The sequence below is a fragment of the bacterium genome, from assembly GCA_028821235.1.
Lineage (GTDB): Bacteria > Actinomycetota > Acidimicrobiia > Spongiisociales > Spongiisociaceae > Spongiisocius.
In genome coordinates, this window is the sequence record JAPPGV010000120.1 from 1 (window position 1) to 15,602 (window position 15,602).

The 15,602-nt window shown below is 65.5% G+C and carries 18 protein-coding genes; 13 read left to right on the forward strand and 5 right to left on the reverse strand.

The window, feature by feature from the left end:
* Positions 1–248 precede the first annotated feature (248 nt).
* On the forward strand, positions 249–1,100 hold the full coding sequence (locus tag OXK16_12330; protein MDE0376729.1) for a hypothetical protein: 852 nt from the start codon (positions 249–251) through the stop codon (positions 1,098–1,100).
* An 857-nt stretch (positions 1,101–1,957) separates the two neighbouring features.
* On the opposite strand, the gene OXK16_12335 is transcribed toward OXK16_12330, so the two are convergent.
* From OXK16_12335 to OXK16_12350, 4 genes are all read right to left on the reverse strand, one after another.
* On the reverse strand, positions 1,958–2,530 hold the full coding sequence (locus tag OXK16_12335; GenBank protein MDE0376730.1) for a hypothetical protein: 573 nt from the start codon (positions 2,528–2,530) through the stop codon (positions 1,958–1,960).
* 46 nt (positions 2,531–2,576) lie between these two features.
* Complete coding sequence (locus OXK16_12340; protein ID MDE0376731.1) at positions 2,577–3,257, reverse strand: DUF2461 domain-containing protein; 681 nt, start codon at positions 3,255–3,257, stop codon at positions 2,577–2,579.
* 110 nt (positions 3,258–3,367) lie between these two features.
* Complete coding sequence (locus OXK16_12345; protein MDE0376732.1) at positions 3,368–3,715, reverse strand: helix-turn-helix domain-containing protein; 348 nt, start codon at positions 3,713–3,715, stop codon at positions 3,368–3,370.
* Between the two features lie 60 nt (positions 3,716–3,775).
* The gene (locus tag OXK16_12350; protein ID MDE0376733.1) at positions 3,776–4,261 is read right to left on the reverse strand and encodes a TIGR03668 family PPOX class F420-dependent oxidoreductase; all 486 of its coding nucleotides are present in this window, start codon (positions 4,259–4,261) and stop codon (positions 3,776–3,778) included.
* A gap of 65 nt (positions 4,262–4,326) precedes the next feature.
* On the opposite strand from OXK16_12350, the gene OXK16_12355 reads away from it, so the two are divergent.
* From OXK16_12355 to OXK16_12370, 4 genes are all read left to right on the forward strand, one after another.
* A complete protein-coding gene (locus OXK16_12355; protein MDE0376734.1) occupies positions 4,327–5,037 on the forward strand; it encodes a 50S ribosomal protein L11 methyltransferase in 711 nt (236 codons plus the stop codon).
* A gap of 63 nt (positions 5,038–5,100) precedes the next feature.
* Positions 5,101–5,883 (forward strand): Nif3-like dinuclear metal center hexameric protein, encoded by a 783-nt coding sequence (locus OXK16_12360; protein ID MDE0376735.1) that lies wholly within the window; start codon positions 5,101–5,103, stop codon positions 5,881–5,883.
* The gene (locus OXK16_12365) at positions 5,883–6,593 is read left to right on the forward strand and encodes a hypothetical protein (protein MDE0376736.1); all 711 of its coding nucleotides are present in this window, start codon (positions 5,883–5,885) and stop codon (positions 6,591–6,593) included. The genes OXK16_12360 and OXK16_12365 overlap by 1 nt, the downstream gene beginning before the upstream one ends.
* Before the next feature lie 18 nt (positions 6,594–6,611).
* Positions 6,612–7,136 (forward strand): metal-dependent hydrolase, encoded by a 525-nt coding sequence (locus OXK16_12370; GenBank protein ID MDE0376737.1) that lies wholly within the window; start codon positions 6,612–6,614, stop codon positions 7,134–7,136.
* Between the two features lie 40 nt (positions 7,137–7,176).
* Here OXK16_12370 and OXK16_12375 read toward each other — a convergent pair whose 3' ends face one another.
* A complete protein-coding gene (locus OXK16_12375; protein MDE0376738.1) occupies positions 7,177–7,899 on the reverse strand; it encodes a lysophospholipid acyltransferase family protein in 723 nt (240 codons plus the stop codon).
* Between the two features lie 135 nt (positions 7,900–8,034).
* Here OXK16_12375 and OXK16_12380 point away from each other — a divergent pair, with 135 nt between their 5' ends.
* The 8 genes from OXK16_12380 to OXK16_12415 all read left to right on the forward strand — a co-directional run bounded on the left by OXK16_12380 (position 8,035) and on the right by OXK16_12415 (position 15,595).
* A complete protein-coding gene (locus OXK16_12380; GenBank protein ID MDE0376739.1) occupies positions 8,035–8,715 on the forward strand; it encodes a 5-formyltetrahydrofolate cyclo-ligase in 681 nt (226 codons plus the stop codon).
* A gap of 41 nt (positions 8,716–8,756) precedes the next feature.
* A complete protein-coding gene (locus tag OXK16_12385) occupies positions 8,757–9,416 on the forward strand; it encodes a metal-dependent transcriptional regulator (GenBank protein ID MDE0376740.1) in 660 nt (219 codons plus the stop codon).
* 457 nt (positions 9,417–9,873) lie between these two features.
* The gene (locus OXK16_12390; protein MDE0376741.1) at positions 9,874–10,362 is read left to right on the forward strand and encodes a hypothetical protein; all 489 of its coding nucleotides are present in this window, start codon (positions 9,874–9,876) and stop codon (positions 10,360–10,362) included.
* A 226-nt stretch (positions 10,363–10,588) separates the two neighbouring features.
* Positions 10,589–11,308 (forward strand): RcpC/CpaB family pilus assembly protein, encoded by a 720-nt coding sequence (locus tag OXK16_12395; protein ID MDE0376742.1) that lies wholly within the window; start codon positions 10,589–10,591, stop codon positions 11,306–11,308.
* Positions 11,305–12,468 carry a hypothetical protein gene (locus tag OXK16_12400; protein MDE0376743.1) on the forward strand — a complete coding sequence of 388 codons (1,164 nt, stop codon included), beginning with the start codon at positions 11,305–11,307 and terminating at the stop codon, positions 12,466–12,468. The genes OXK16_12395 and OXK16_12400 overlap by 4 nt, the downstream gene beginning before the upstream one ends.
* A 147-nt stretch (positions 12,469–12,615) precedes the next feature.
* A complete protein-coding gene (locus OXK16_12405) occupies positions 12,616–13,749 on the forward strand; it encodes an ATPase, T2SS/T4P/T4SS family (protein MDE0376744.1) in 1,134 nt (377 codons plus the stop codon).
* Positions 13,746–14,642 (forward strand): type II secretion system F family protein, encoded by an 897-nt coding sequence (locus tag OXK16_12410; protein ID MDE0376745.1) that lies wholly within the window; start codon positions 13,746–13,748, stop codon positions 14,640–14,642. The genes OXK16_12405 and OXK16_12410 overlap by 4 nt, the downstream gene beginning before the upstream one ends.
* A complete protein-coding gene (locus OXK16_12415; protein MDE0376746.1) occupies positions 14,639–15,595 on the forward strand; it encodes a type II secretion system F family protein in 957 nt (318 codons plus the stop codon). The genes OXK16_12410 and OXK16_12415 overlap by 4 nt, the downstream gene beginning before the upstream one ends.
* Positions 15,596–15,602 lie beyond the last annotated feature (7 nt).

Here is a 15,602-nt window from a genome sequence, read left to right on the forward strand (position 1 = left end):
CCGAACCCGCCAACTCGCCCCGTCCCCGACTTGACAACCGTAGGAGCATCCTTGGATATGGCATGAGACCGCTCCTTCCGGGTCAGCACACCACCAACTCAAGTATCCCCTCCCACTCCGGAAAACTGGGGTATCCCCTCCGCGCTTGTCATCTACCTAGATGGGTAAACCCTCCGAGAAGACCATCCTCATCTCCTAAGTGATCATGGGATCGCGTGGGTGTAGGCTGTCGTATGACGAGAGGGTTGATGGTTCGGACTCGCAGTTATGTTGGTGAGCTTGTCCCGCCGATACAGGCCTTGGAGTTCTATCTGCAAAGGGGCGGGACCACGATCCTGAAGGCGGCTTTCAACTATTCGTTCTTCGTGGATCCCACCCGAGTGAGACAGCGGACTCCCTATTTCCCGGACCGGGCTCGGTTCAGCCGAAAGTTCTACCGGGGCAAAGGTCGTGGCGATGAGGCTACCTGGGAGGGGCGGACCGTCATCCTTGGTGACAACGCCTACGCTCAGCAGGCCTGGCAGAGGTACAGCGGCCGGAGTATCTACCGTGGCTCTGGGTACAGCGTTCGCCACATCTGGGGTCATCCATGGAACCCCGACGCATTCACAGCCGGGTGGAACCTCTGCTACATGCCGTTCTGGGCAGGCATGTTGACAGAGAGACAGCACCCTCATCCAGAGCTGCAACAGGCCGTACGCCAAGCTTCTTGGGACTTGTTCTTCCGGAACGATCCTGTATGCGAACCTCCGGAGTTCGTGTCAGACCCCGGAGTTGAACTGGATTCTCTCCTAGGGGATCAGCCGCTACTCCTTCTCACAGACGAAACCGACACCAGACCCTCCACCCGTAGACCCTCGCCGGACTCTCCTACACAAGATGTCTGGGACGGGGTGAAGCGCATCAGGACTCACACACATCAGAGTTGGTCGAACATCTGCAAAGCTGTCCTAGCGCTCCAAGAAAAACCACATCCACAGTTCGGGACTCCGAACGTGGAAGCCAGTTCCAAGAGCACCGTCCGACGCATTCAACGCGAGACAGGTCTCAGCTTGGCACAGCTCGAAGCGCTCCTGAAGAAGCAGGCCGTCTGGAAGTGAGCCAGATCAGGATCCGGCCACTCCTCATTTCCTTGCGGGCGATCCGCCTCATCCACCACGGTCTTGTGGAAAGCGAGACCAGTGACATGAGGACCGAGACAGGGCATCCGGCAAATAGGCACGCCGCAGATGGCTGACAGCGGCCTAGTCACCGTCATGGTGTGGCTGTTCATCATAGGCTTCGTAATCTATGCGATAGGCGGGCTGGCTGCCATCATCGGCGGGTGGGCATCTGCAATGAGAGCACTTAGCAAGGATCAACCAAGAAAGGCGAGGACACCTGACCGTCCGAGAACTCACAACAACCCAACTGGCCCGGGAACGCCCGCTCCGCAGCGTCAGGACGACCCCAATCTCCCTCAGACTGCCCCCTCGCTGCCATCCGACTCTCCTACGCTGGATGCCTGGGAGGGAGTAAAGCGGATCAGGACCCGCGCACATCAGAGTTGGTCGAACATCTGCAAAGCTGTCCTAGCGCTCCAAGAAAAACCACATCCACAGTTCGGGACTCCGAACGTGGAAGCCAGTTCCAAGAGCACCGTCCGACGTATCCTGCGCGAGACAGGCCTCAGCCTGGCACAGCTCGAATGGCTCCTGAAGAAACAGGCCGTCTGGAAGTGAGCCGACCCCCGATTGCCTCCCGCCCGACACTCGCAACGTGCCCACCTATCGCACAACCAGCCAAACCCCCGAGACTGCCACGAACCAACTCGACTGGGCGTTCGCGTCACGCCGCTTCCACCGTAACGTCAAAGTGCCCGTCCTCAACGAAGTCGACGAATGGGGACCGAGCGACCAATGCCGGCTACTCATCGAAATCGTCGGCGACTAGCCGTACTGTCCAGGGACGTTCCTGGTCAGCGTGAGTGCCGTGTGCGTCGCCATATCCAGCGCATCACGCCGACACAGGTCACAACCAGCGTCGCCACGAACAGCGCGGTCTTGACCGCGGTGAACACCGTGGCCGGCCATGCCAGCGGAGACGGCGCGCCGTTATGGCTTAGGGCCAGTAACGCGACGGTGATGTTCTCCAGCCCGTCCGCCAGGGCGACTGCCAGCGGCAGCAGGTACAGCGGCGCTCCGCCTCGGAACAGCCGGAACAGCAGGACTGCGAGCAGCAGGCCGTAGGAGGCCGGGAAGACAATGTCGATGGTGAGTGCGGTCGTCGCGTAGACGGCCCTTGCGCTCGCGTCGAGCCGGTCGAGGGCCTCGAACAGGGTTGCCGCTTCGTCCGGCGTGTACCAGCCCCGACTGTCCAGCAGGTCCAGTCCCGCCAGCCGCGCCTGGCGCCAAGCGAGACCACCCACGCACCCGACGACGCCGACCGAAGCTGCGACCGATATTCGCCAGGTCGCGCATCGCTCCACTGCCACGCCGATCGATGACGCCAGGCCCCGTCCCAGCCGACCTCCTGGCACGCCGTCGGGCATCCCTACGGCTCGGTTCTATCCACCGTGCGGGCGGTCCACCATCCTGCTACCAGGCCAGGCCTAGAGCGGCTGTGAGGAAACCGGTGAAGGGCGCGGCTACCCGGCAGGTGTCGGTGTAGAGGTCGATGAAGTCCGGGGCACACGTTTCCTCTTCCGAGAAGCTGGTGGTGGCCACGAACGACTTCAGCTTCAGGTAGTCGATCAGGGGATGGTCGGGGTCGAAGCCCCTCGGGGCGCGCTTCAGCGACTCGCCTTCAAGCGTGAAGGTGGAGGCGAAGTCCGGCTCCTCCACGATCCGAAGCCATTCATCCGGGTCCTCGACGATGGCCTCCCGGATCTTTCCGGCTGTGGCCGCGTTCGGCCTCCATATGCCGGCGCCGGCGAACACCGTGCCGGGTTCGAGGTGCAGGTAGAGCCCCGGCCCGTGTACATCCCGCCCAGCCTCGTGGCGGAAGTGGACACCGGCATTGGTCTTGTAAGGGGTTTTGTCCTTCGAGAAGCGGACGTCGCGGTAAATGCGGAACACCGACCCGCCGGACCTCCGGGCGTCGGCCACCATATGGGGGCTGATGCTCTCGAGCGGATCCTCGAAGTCGGTCACGAACCCGAGGAGGGGATCCTGGACGTCGGTCCGGTATCGCTGCCTGTTGGCCTGGAACCAGTCGCGCCGGTTGTTGACAGCCAGTTCCTCCAGGAAGTCGAACAGGGCCGGCGTGAAGTGGGACATGATGCTTCACGCTAGCGCTGGCCGGAGCAAGCTCATGATCCGGTCCAACACGGAGAAGGGAACTGTTCTCAGCGCTGCTCGGCGACGCCTGCAATGCAAGGGCGATGAGTTCAGAGGGTTTCACCCAGGAGTCGTCGCTCGACCGTTGTGTCGACTCCGCGAGCCTGTTTCCACTCCAGCCGTTGTTCGTTGTCACGGGGCGGAATACCGCGTTCGGCCAACCGTCGGGCGCCATCGGCCATCCTGGCCTGCGCCTCGGCGAGCGTGAGAACGGCCGGATCAGAGACCACCAACTCCACTCCCAGAGCGCGTGCTATCCGCGCCAGTGTGGAATACCTCGCATCCACCTTCCCCGCCTCGATACGGGACAGGTTCGGTTGCGCGATGCCAGTCATGGCCGAAAGCTGGGAATGGGTGATTCCCTTGGCCAACCGGGTCTCTCGTAACTGGTTGTACATGGTACTCCAATATAGCGCATGTGATATAACAGCCAGGCGGCTTGACGAACCCTGACGGACTCAGGAGGCCGACCAGGAGCGGATGCGTTCTACAGTGATCGCTATGGCGGGGCCGGGAGGGGGTTGGTCGGCATACACGGGATACTTCTCCGCCAGGATCTCGAGGGCGGTATCGCGGAGGGGGCCGTCGATCACGATCCGGGCCACCCCGTCCAGCCGGATCCACCAGAGCCGGTCCCAGTCGTCCTCGTAGTGATCCACCAGCACGGACACTTGCGGGTTGCTCTCGATGTTGCGGATCCGGCGCAGGCGCAGGGTGGTCTTCGGCTTGGCGTCAATAGCGGTGTAGATGAGGCCCTCCCGGTATGCGAACACGATGGGAACCAAGTGGGGCCGGCCGGCCCCATGGGTGGTTCCAAGAGTGGCCGACCGGGCATCGGAGAGGCGCTGCTTTATCCCTTCCGGTGAGAGGCGCATTGTTCCACCGGCCTTCGTGTAGAGGAAACCGTCCCCGAACAGTTTGCTGCGGCTCTCCGCACCCGGCAATTCCGTTTCCGGACTGCTCCCGAGTCGCTATCGTTCCCCCTTAGTCGTCACGGAGGCGGGAGAGGGTGTCCGAGGAATTCTTGTGGAAGGGCCGGCTCGGCCCGATGAACCTCCAGATTTCGGACACCACGTTCCGTCCTTCCACCATCTCGGCCTTGATCGCTCGCGAGCTTCGTATCCAGGAGGGCGAGGTGGCCATCGATGTCGGATGCGGATCGGGGGTGCTGTCGATCATCGCCGCCAAGCTCGGCGCCCGCCACGTACACGCCATCGACAAGAGCCCGGACGTGATCGAGGTGGGCCGCGCCAACGCCGAAGCCAACGACGTGGCCGATCGCATCACGTTCTACCAGGGCGACCTGTTCGAGCCCCTTGCCGACGATGTTCGAGCAGACGTGATCATCGGCGATGTGTCCGGTATCCCCGACACCCTGGCGGATGAGAGCGGATGGTTCCCGACCAGGGGCGGGGGCGGCACCCGGGGGAGCGAGCTTCCCATTCGCATGCTCGAGGAGGCAAGGCGCCGACTGAGCGCCGGCGGGCGCCTATTCCTGCCGACCGGATCCCTGCAGGATGAATCCTCCATCATCGAGGCCGCCAGGCGTCTCTACACCAAGGTGAGGAAGCTCACCGAGCGGGCCATACCCCTCCCGAGCAAGCTCGCCACCAGCCAGGTGCTTTCCGAGTTGGTGGAGCGCGGAGTGGTCCGGGTCAGCACCCGCGGCTCGCGGTCCATCTGGGAGGCCCGGGTGTGGGAGGTCTCGGGCGTCGCCTGAGGTCGTGGGCTCCCCGCCGGCCGCCGGTACCGGTCTCCCCCGCACGGTTGTCCGGCCGGCATCATGAGCCTCCGTGTCGGTGAGATCCTTGCCGCAATCGACCGGCGAGCGCCGTTCTCCTCCGCCGCCGAATGGGACGCGGTGGGTCTCCAGATCGGCGATCCGGAGCGGGAGGTCTCGACCATGGCGGTGGTCCATGAGCTCACCGGCAGGATCCTGGATGGGATCCTCTCATCCGGGGCGGAGCTGGTGGTCACCTATCACCCGCTGCTATTCCGCCCCCTCAGCTCGGTGACCGCCGTGCCCGGTGCGGAGGGACGGGTACTCGCCCTCGCGGAAGGGCGGGTGGCCGTCATTTCGGTCCACACCAACTGGGACGCGGCTGCCGGGGGAAGTTCGGATTCGCTGGCCGCTGCCCTGGAGATCCGGGACCCGGAGGGCTTCGCCTCCTCGATGACCGGCGCCGGGCACGAGATCTGGTTGGGCCGCTTCGGATCCTTCGGTGGCTCGGTGGGGGATCTTGCCGACCTCGTGCAAGCACGGCTCGGCGCCCGGCCCCGCCTCTCAGGCCCGCTCGACCGGGTCGTGCGCCGTGTGGCGGTGCTGCCCGGCTCTGGTGGCTCCCGAGTCGAGGACGCCGCCTGCGCCGGCGCTGATGCCTACGTCACCGGCGACGTCTCGCATCATGAGGCTCGGCGGGCGGCAGACTCGGGGATGGTGATGGTGGATGCAGGGCATGCCCCCACGGAGCGTCCCGGGGTACGAGCGCTCTACGATCTGGTGGCCGGAATAGCGCACATGCCCGTCGAATTGGTCGGGGGCGACGACAATCCGTGGGGACTCTGATGGAACGGCTGACCAGCTTCTCGGATCTGCTCGAACTGCAACAGGTGGATTCGCTCATCGACAAGCTACGGATTGACCGCCGCACGCTGCCCGAACTGGCCGAGCTCCGGGAGGCTGCGGTGGAGGCCGCGGCCACTGCCGCCGCCCACTCGGATGTGAACGACCGGCTGCGGGCCGTCGAGAGATCCACGGCCCGTGTCGAGGACGAGCTCACCATGACGGAGCAACGCGTTCGGGAGCAGGAGCGGCGCCTCTTCGCAGGGGCCATGAGCGCCCGGGAGGCAGACCATCTGCGCCATGAGGTCGGCAACCTCCGCAAACGGGTCTCCGTGATGGAGGACGAGTTGCTCGAGTTGCTCGAAGAGCGCGAGCGCCTGGACGCGGAAGAGGAGGCGGCGAGAGAGACGGCTACGGAGGCATCGGGGGTCGAGCGCCGCTTGGCAGCCCGGGTCGCCGAGCTCGAGGCGGCAATCGACGCGTCGCTGGCGCGGTACCGGCAACGGCAGGCCGAAATCGCGCCTGAGATCGACCGGGGGCTGCTCCGGAAGTACGTTCAGCTGAGGAAGCGTCGGGGTGGGGTGGTCGTAGGGGAGGTGGACGGAAGGGTCTGCGGCGCCTGCCATCTTCAGATGTCGGTGGCCGAGTACGAAGAGGTGGCGTCGGACAGCATCCCCCAATGCATCCACTGCGCCGCCATCCTGTGCCTCTGAAGCTCTGCTAGCGGGGCGATGATCTTCTGGCACCTGGGCGGAGCTGTATTCCTTTTCCGGCTGGCTTTCAAGGACTCTGACGCGGACCTCCGCTTCCTGGCGATCGGAGCGCTCCTGCCCGACGCAATCGAGTGGATGGCGGGCTGGTGGGTTCCGGCTGAGGGGATGGGTGCAGGCCGGCTCATCGGCCACTCTGTCGCGTTTTGCCTCGGATTGCTGGTGGCGGCCCTGGTGCTCACTAGCCGCCGCAGCCGGGGCCGGAAGCGGGCTGTGGTGGTGGCGGCCGGAGCGATCATGCACCTGGTGCTGGACCTGGGGTGGATCGACCCGCAGCTGCTGCTGTGGCCCATGCTGGGCTACGAGCTTCCCACCGGTATCGAATCCGATTGGTCGGGACTGGCGAGCTTGTCCAGCGCCGACCTGCTACCGATCGGCCAGGAGATCGTCGCGATCGCCTACCTGGCGTGGCTGGCTCGGAAGGCTCGGCTCGGCGACCCCAGGCGTCGTTCTCTGCTGTGGAGGTCGGGGACGCTCCGCACTTAGAAGTGCTGGACCGAGGTGTTCCGAGCGGCGGAGCCGCTCTTCAAGTGCGGCTGTCGCTGGGCTCCGCGGCGGCCTCGGGATCGGCCACTTTCGCGATCAGCGAGTGCGCCTGCTCGGTCAGGCCGCCGAGGTCTCGCAGCGTCATGTTCTCGGTCGAGATCGGATCCAGGATCGTCACGGTTACATGTCCCGGACGGATGATCTTTGACCCCGGGCTCCAGGCCTGGCGGCTGCCCGTGATCGCGGTGGGCACGATGGGCACGCCCAGGTTGCGGGCGATGGCGAAGGCCCCCTTCTTGAACGGCAACATCGCACCGTCGCGTGATCGGGTGCCTTCCGGATAGATCATGAGGGAGCGTCCTAGGGCCATGTTTCGGGCAGCGCCCCGGTTGACGGCCTGGTGGGTGGCCCGGCCGGCGCCCCGGTCGACCTCCACGATCCCCATCCTGCGCATGGCCGTTCCGAAGACGGGGATCTTGAACAGCTCCTGCTTGGCCAGGAAGCGGATCGGAACCGGCAAGGCTGCGAAGTGGGCGAAGATGTCGAAGGCCGACTGATGGTTGGAGATCACCACGTACGCCTGTTTCGGGTCAATACGTTCCAAGCCCTCCACGGTGAGCTTCACGCCGGCGGCCCGGCACCACGTCCGGCCCCAGAAGCCGGGGACCCGCTCCAGCAGTCCCCCAGGGGGTCTAAACAGGGTGTGCAGGATGACCACCACCGCGCAGAACGCGGTAAGGGGAATGCCGACGGCGAAGGTCAAGCTCGATCGGAGGCCGCGGGCCAGTGTTCCCATGGCCGGGCAGGTTACCTGGCGCGGCGGCCCGATCCCCGGTCAGGGGGGCATAGCTGATCCCGGAGGCGAGAGAACAGCTAACTTCACCCGGATGGAACCTCCTTGTTTCCAGGAGTTGCCGCCGGGCCGCGCCGGACCGCCTTCGACTTCCCGAGGCATCCGGCCTGCAAGGCCACGATGAGGAACCGGGAGTCTCATGGCGCGCCGCCTCCGCCGTCCGGTGGGGGTAAGGAGGAGTTTCGGCGCTGGGCTCGGCGGATACGCCGGCCGGGCATCCCTGATGATGAGGCCGCCGCGGCCGTCGACGGGATCGTCGAGTGGTTGGCCGGGGCCGGAATTCCGGCCGGGAGCGTGGTCATGTACCTCCCGCTCCCCGACGAGGTCGACGTGACGGCGGTACCGGACCGGGTGAGCCGGACGTTCGCGGTCACCCGCACCCCGCCCAGCGGGCCCCTGACCCTCCACCCGGTGGACGCGCCCCGCGAGCGGCACCGGTTCGGGTTCGAGCAGCCGGTGGCCACTGCTCCCCTCGTCGATCCGTCGACCGTGGCGGTGGTGCTCACGCCGGGCCTGGCGTTCGGGCCGGATGGCGAGCGTCTGGGCCGCGGCGGCGGCTATTACGACCGGTTCCTGCTGACGGTGCCCGAAGGCGCGGCGAGGGTCGGAGTGACGGTCTCGGCGCTGGTGGTCGACGGACTTCCCACCGATTCCCACGATGTGCCGATGACCCACCTGGCGACTGAGAATGGAGTCAGACCGGTCGGTTGCCACCTAGGGGGCTAGGTCGGCGGGCGGGCCGGTTCGATAATGTCTACGATTGCCGCATGACCGATCCCGCCTACTCCGTCCGATGCCGCGAATACGCCGAGGCCATCTGGGAACTAGAGGAAGCCGGCATTCCGGTTCTCCAGGCCCGCATCGCGCGCTGGCTGGGAGTGAGTCCGGCGAGTGTGTCCGAGATGGTCCGCCGGATGACGGCGGAGGGCCTGGTCGAGGTCTCTGACGAGGTTCGTCTCACCGAGGAGGGTCGCCACCTCGCCGCGGTCGTGGTGCGCAGGCACCGCCTCGCCGAGAGGTTTCTCTCCGAGGTGCTGAAGCTTCCATGGGCGAAGGTGCACGAGGAGGCCGAGGTGTGGGAGACCATGATCTCGGACGACGTCGAGAAGGCCATGTGGGCCGCCATGGATGATCCGAAGACCTGTCCGCACGGCAATCCCATTCCGGGCGCCGGCTACCAGCCTCCCCGGATGAAGCCGATCGCCGAAATGGAGAGGGGCGAGACGCTGGCTCTGGAGCGGATCTCGGAGGAGCTGGAGCTCGATGCGGAGATGATGCGGTTTCTCGACGAGAACCACATCCGGCCGGACGCCCGGATCAGCCTGGTACAGAAGGACCCCTATGGGGGTATCACCGTAGAAGTGCTTGATCAGCCGGTCGGCATCAGCGTCTTCGCCTCGGAACGGCTGTTCGTAGCCATCGATTAGTTGCTAGTTGCTAGTTGCTAGTTGCTAGTTGCTAGTTGCTGTTAGATGATATTGATCCCTGATGGCAGTGGTCGGCCTGTGAAGTTGCTTGGCGTGTTCTGCTTGCCTTCGGCGGTCCCGTCGCTGCGTTTCGCTCCTTGACAGACCGCTGCGGGTACGCCTTCGTCAGCGGGCCTTGCGAAGAGGCCGCCGGCCGGCGCACATCACAGCGCCAATTCACTAGTAGTCATAAGAACGTATACAGTTAGATCCTGTCATCCGTTCCATCTGAGAGTTGAATACCGGTCCAAAAACAACGCGGAAGACCCAGAACGCGGAAAATTCGTCAGTGAAGCCGGATCATCTCTCCACCGGTGGAGATACTCTTGGACGCGAGCATCGTTTGCCGTTGCGAAGCCAGTGTGGGAGAGCATCTGTGTATGGAAACGATCCTTTCGACTCGGGACTGCACCGGCGTATGGAGACACACATCCGGCAGGAGTTCGAGGTAGCCGAGTCCGAGGCGATGATCCTGGCGGCCCGCCAGAAGAGAATGCCCGACGTGGCGTGGGAGGCTTCCCAAGCGGGTCGTATGGTGCGCATCCTGGTCGGTAGGCGCCGTCTGGACGGCCTGCCCGTGTACGTCCGTAACGACCTAATGACCATGGAGACGCGGAACGGGCGGGCCGAGGTCTGCCTGCCAGGTGTGGATGCTCTGGCGGTGTTGCCGACAATTGGCGAAGGGCAGCCCGAGAGCCATACGGTTGAGACCTTTCTCGCCCGGATAGGCATGCTCCAGCTCATCGAAGCGGACTTCGAGGTGGTTTGCCGGGGCGGAGAATCCGGCTTCACAGGGAAGATCGAGTGGGTGGCGAGGGATCATGTTGCGATGAGCACCGCGGTCGGGCGGATCCATGTTGCCCTCGACCGGGTGGCCTATGTGATGCGGCGCACCAAGCCGAGATAGAGGGGTCACAGCACCGCCTCTCAACCTTCCGACAAGAGGCCGGACCGGCCGGATAGGAAACACTCCGAACCCTTCATTGTTCTTGGAATTCGATGCTTCTGTCGGTTTATTCATAATCATTCATACTTATTTAAAGTGCTAAAAATTATTTCAACACCATCGCATCCTCTGAAACTATGGGATATAGTCATCCCGCTACGGCTGACAGCAGAGGAGGAGTGTGAACATGGTCGACCCCGGAACACCACCATGGACGGCGGTGACCCCACGGCGTCCGACGAGCCGCAGGCGGAATCCCTTCAGTCGCCTCTCCTTCGGCCACGCGGTGATGATCACCGCCGGCCTGCTGGCGTTCCTGCTCAATGTGCTGATCCTCCGGGACGAGGGAGAAGGGGTCGAAGTCCCCGTGGCCGCCCATGCCATACCGGCCGGCAGCCGGTTGGGCACAGCCGATGTCTCCTACCGGTACGTGGATGCCGACGGCCCGTTCGTGGATCGCGCGCTCTCCCGGGAACGCCTCGCCAACCTCTTCGGGCAGGTGGTGGTACGCGATGTGGAAGCGGGCGGCCCGCTGATGGCGGACGACCTGAGGCCGGTCGCCGCTCCGGACGGGCAGCGGGCGATGAGCATTCCGATCTCGCCTGATCGAGCCGTCGGCGCGGCCCTCCATGTCGGTGATCGCATCGACGTGGTGCTGGTCCAGGGGAGTAGGAGCCGCTTCGTAGCCTCCGGCATCGAAGTCCTGGCCGTGACAGCCGCCGGTCGGGGCCTGTCCGGGTCAGGCTTCGGTCTGACCGTGTCGGTGAGTCCGGTGCAGGCCCTCCTGCTCTCCTCGGCCCTCGACTCCGGCTCGATCCACCTGCTCAGATCGACCGGTCTTCCCGCCTACCGTGGCTATCCGGCCATCCGGGAATCCCGGCTGCCCGCGCTCGGGCCGGGCTCGTGATCGGATTCGAGCCCGTCATCGCCATCGCCGGGTCGCAACGGGGTTGGGCCTCCGAGCTGGTGCGGTTCCTCAGCGATTTCGGCGGTGCCCGCCTCAAGGGAACGGTGCTCACCGCAACGGAGGCGCTGCAGACGGAATACGAGGTCCTGCTGATTGACGACATCACCAGCTTCCTGAGCCCGCGTCTGGTAGATCGGATCCAGAAGGCAGGCCGCAAAGTGGTGGGAATCTTCGACCCCGACTCGGGCGAACTGGGCAGGGAACGCCTCCTGGCGCTCGGTGTGGACGGCATGGCTCCGGCCGGCGGCGGCCCGGAGACGATCCTGGAGATAGTCGCCACCGTGGCCTTCGACGGCCTGCCTCGATCACGTGTGGGGGCCGCCACGATCCGCGAGCAGACTCGGTTGGGCCGTATCACGATGGTTGCCGGCGGTGACGTGGCCGCTGACGTGGCCGTCATACTGGCGGGAGCGTTCCAAGCCCGCCAGCGTGTAGCGATGGTGATCGAGGTGGACACCATCACCCCGATGCTTGCGCAGCGGTTTTCCCTACCAATCGTTCCGAATCTGCTGACGGCCCTCGACGCCCATCTGTTGCTCCGTGGTGACGTGAGGGATTCATTCTTGGCCGGGCCCTACGGTGTAACGCTTCTGACCGGCCTGCCCGACCCCACCGACTGGCACACGGTTCAGGCGGAGGAGATGGTGGACCTGGTCGAGACCATCTCGGCGCTGCAAGACGAGGTGATCCTCAAGGCCTCTCCGTATCTGGAGGAACCTGGTCCGGCCAAGGCCCGTGAAGGGCGCTTCGATGTGAGCCGGGCCTTGCTCGGACTGGCGGGGGAGGTGGTTTGCCTGGCCGAGCCCACCCCGGTCGGGTTGTCGAGAACCCTTGCCTGGTCCGCCAGGGCACGCACCATCACGGCTGCGCCTCTACACATCGTGTTCGAGTCCCGCGCCCTCACCAAGTTCCAGCGGGGCGAGCTGAGCGATGAGCTACTGAGGAGCCTCGTTCCCGACTCCATAACCTGGCTACCGGTCGACACCGGTCTGGATCGCGCCGTGTGGAACGGAACGCCCGCGCCGAAGGGTTCCTTCATCAGGACCGTGGAAAAGCTCGGCGGCGCCATGGTGAGCAGTGGCGACCGGGAAGCGTTGTGAGCACCGGCCCGTACGAGACCCTGCGAAGGCGAGCGGCGGAACGCATCGGTGAGCTGGAGTTGGATCCCCTCGAGGACGGTGAGACCATCCGGGCCGAGGTGGACCATCTGGTATCTGCCTACCAGAGGAGGGCCTTCGGCGGAGGGGGTGTCCGCCCGTTCCGTGATCCTTGCCGAGATCGGCGCGAGGCTGGTCGACTCTCTGGTCGGCTACGGACCGCTGACGCCGGTGATCGACCGTAACGACATAGAAGAGGTCTTCATCGAGGGTGAGCGGGTGACGTTCATCGATTCATCCGGGCGCTTGCAGGCCCTCGACACCCCCACCTCCGAGGAGGAGAACCGCCAGATCGTCACCCGGATTCTGGCTGGGACCAACCGGAGACTCGATGTCTCCAACCCGATCGAGCAGGCGCGCGTGCTCGGGGGACGGGCTCGCCTCACCGCGGTCATCCCGCCGGTGGCGGACCGCCTGTCGGTCACCCTCCGGAAGTACACGGTCAAGAACTATGACTTCAGCTTTCTGGTGGAGGGCGGCGTGCTGTCCAGGCCTGCGGCGGCCTTCCTTTGGGTGGCGGCCCGAGCCAACACCACCATCCTGTTCAGCGGACCGCCGGGGGCGGGCAAGACCACCCTCCTGAGCGCCTATCTGAGGTCGGTTCCTGCCGATCTTTGTGTCCGGGTATGCGAGGAGGTCAGGGAGCTCGACATGCCCTTGCTCCACGGGAGTTTCTACGAGGCGAGCCCGCCCAACCTTGACGGTAGCCGGCGCTACACGCTTCGGGATCTGGTGAAGGTGGTGCTGGCACAGCGTCCTGACCTCATCTGCGTCGGCGAGGTACGGGGATCGGAAGCATTCGAGCTCACCCGGGCGGTCAACGCCGGGTGCGGGTTCGCCTGCACCATCCACGCCGATTCTGCTTCTGCGGCTCTGGTTGCGCTGGTGAACGCAGCCTTGATGGCCGGTGAGAATGTGACCGAGGCAATCCTGACCCGCGTGTTCGGTACGGCCATCGACTTCGTGGTACACCTGCAGCGGGACCAGCCGACCGGCGCGACGGGCATCCGGCGCCGGGTCATGGAGATACTGGTCCTCGACCCCCGTCACCGGCGCGGCGGGCTCGCGACCGAGCCCCTGTTCCGCCGGAACGATGTCGCCGCAACCCTCGAGTGGACCGGCGTACTCCCGCCGCCCGGCGTCCGGCAGCGGCTGGAACGGTCCCTTCCCGACGGCGCCGGCATCGAAGCCGTGCTGTCCGAGTGCTGGGAGCCGCCGCTGTGAGGCTGCTGGCGTCCCTGGCCACGGGAGTGGCCGTCTACATGGCGGCCGGCCTGTTCACGGGTTACACGGCCGCCGTGCGCCGCAGGGCTTCCGCCCGGCGCGACCTGTCCCGCTATCACCTCTGGCTGGTACAGGCAGGAAGCGACCTGAGCCCGCTCCAGTTCTTGGCCGGCTCCGGTGCCTTGGGTTTGGCGACGCTGGCCGTCATGACCGTAGTCACAGCCGCTTGGTGGTTGGCGATCATGCCGGCCGTCGTCATGGCGCTCGCGCCGTATGCCTTCTACACGCGCCGCCGCCGTGAACGGCTCCGCCAGATCCGCCAGGCCTGGCCGGATGCTCTCCGGGACGCGCTTGCGGCCATCTCGGCAGGGTCGACGTTGACACTCGCTCTGGGCGACCTGGCCGAACGGGGGCCGGCGCCGCTCCGACCCGCGTTCGGTCGGTTCCGACTCATGGCCCGCATGATGGGGGTGATCCCCGGCTTGGAGATGATGAAGGAGGAACTGGGCGATCCCAACTCCGATCGGATCCTGGAGGTCTTGGTGCTGGCGCACGAGCACGGCGGTGGTCTCGTCGCGGAGGTGCTCCGCGATCTGATCGGAGAGATAACGGAGGATCTCCGCCTCGAGGCCGAAATCCGGGCCGACGGAACCGAGCAACGCATCGAGAGTTGGGTGGTGGTGCTTATTCCGTGGCTCCTGCTGCTGTTTCTCACGCAGACCTCGGACCAGTACCAGGCCTTCTATCGCTCCGGTTCCGGTTTGGTCGTGGTCCTGGCGGCGGTGGTGTGGTCGGCGATCGGGGTGGCGCTCCTGAAGTACATCGGCCGGTCGACCGGTGAGCCTCGTGTGCTGGCCGGCGCCCGGGAAGTCGAGAAGGGAGTGTGGCGATGAGAACCGGCTTGTCGGTCCTGGCGGTTGCCTCTTCGGTGGTCTTTGCCGTATCCGGGGTTGCGCTCTGGATAAAGCCGCCTCGGCGCCTGCGGTCGCGGGTGCGACCCTACTCCAACGCCCCCGGGTTCGAGTTCCGTCCGAGCGCCGACGCCGCGGGCCGGATGGATCCGGGACGGACGTTCGGCGAGGGTGCCATTCGCCGCTTGGTTGGACCGATGTTGGCCGGGGTGGTGTATCCGTTGGCGCGGCTCCTGATGCCGATGGACGATCGGGAGCTGGCCGTCCGCCTGCGCCAGGGGGGTCTGTTTCCGGATCTGGATGAAGCCGCACGACCCCGGGCATACCGGATGCGGTCCCTCGGCCTGATGGTCCTGTACGCCACCGGTCTGGCAGGAGTCGCGTTGCTGAGTGGCGGGTCCGCCATGAGGGTGATCCTGTTCATGGCGGCCGGTGCAACCTTGGGCGGTCTCCAGGTTCGTACCCGGTTGTCCGAGGCTGTCCGCCGTCGCCGGGAGGCCATCCGCTCGGAGCTCTACACCATCAACCAGCTGGTGGCCATGTACACCCGGGTGGGAGGTGGACCCATCCAGGGTCTTCGGTACGTGGTGAGCCGCGCCCGCGGGATCGCGGTGGAGGAGATCGCCGAGGTGCTCCACCTGCACGAGCGGGGTTGGGTCTTCGCCGAGGCCATGGCCCGGGCGGAGAGGCTGACGCCGGAGCCGGAGGCGGCCCGGACCTACCGCGTCATGGCGAGATCCCAGGAGCAGGGATCCGATCTCTCCCATGCGCTGCTCGGGCTGTCGAAGGACCTGAGGGCGATGCGGCGGGATGCGCTCAGGAGGGCGGCGGCGCGGCGGCGGATCCTGATGGTCATTCCGGTGGTGGTGGTCCTCGCGCCCATCACGATGCTGTTCATGGCCGCCCCGATCCCATCGATCGTGTTCGGGGGATGAGCAGATT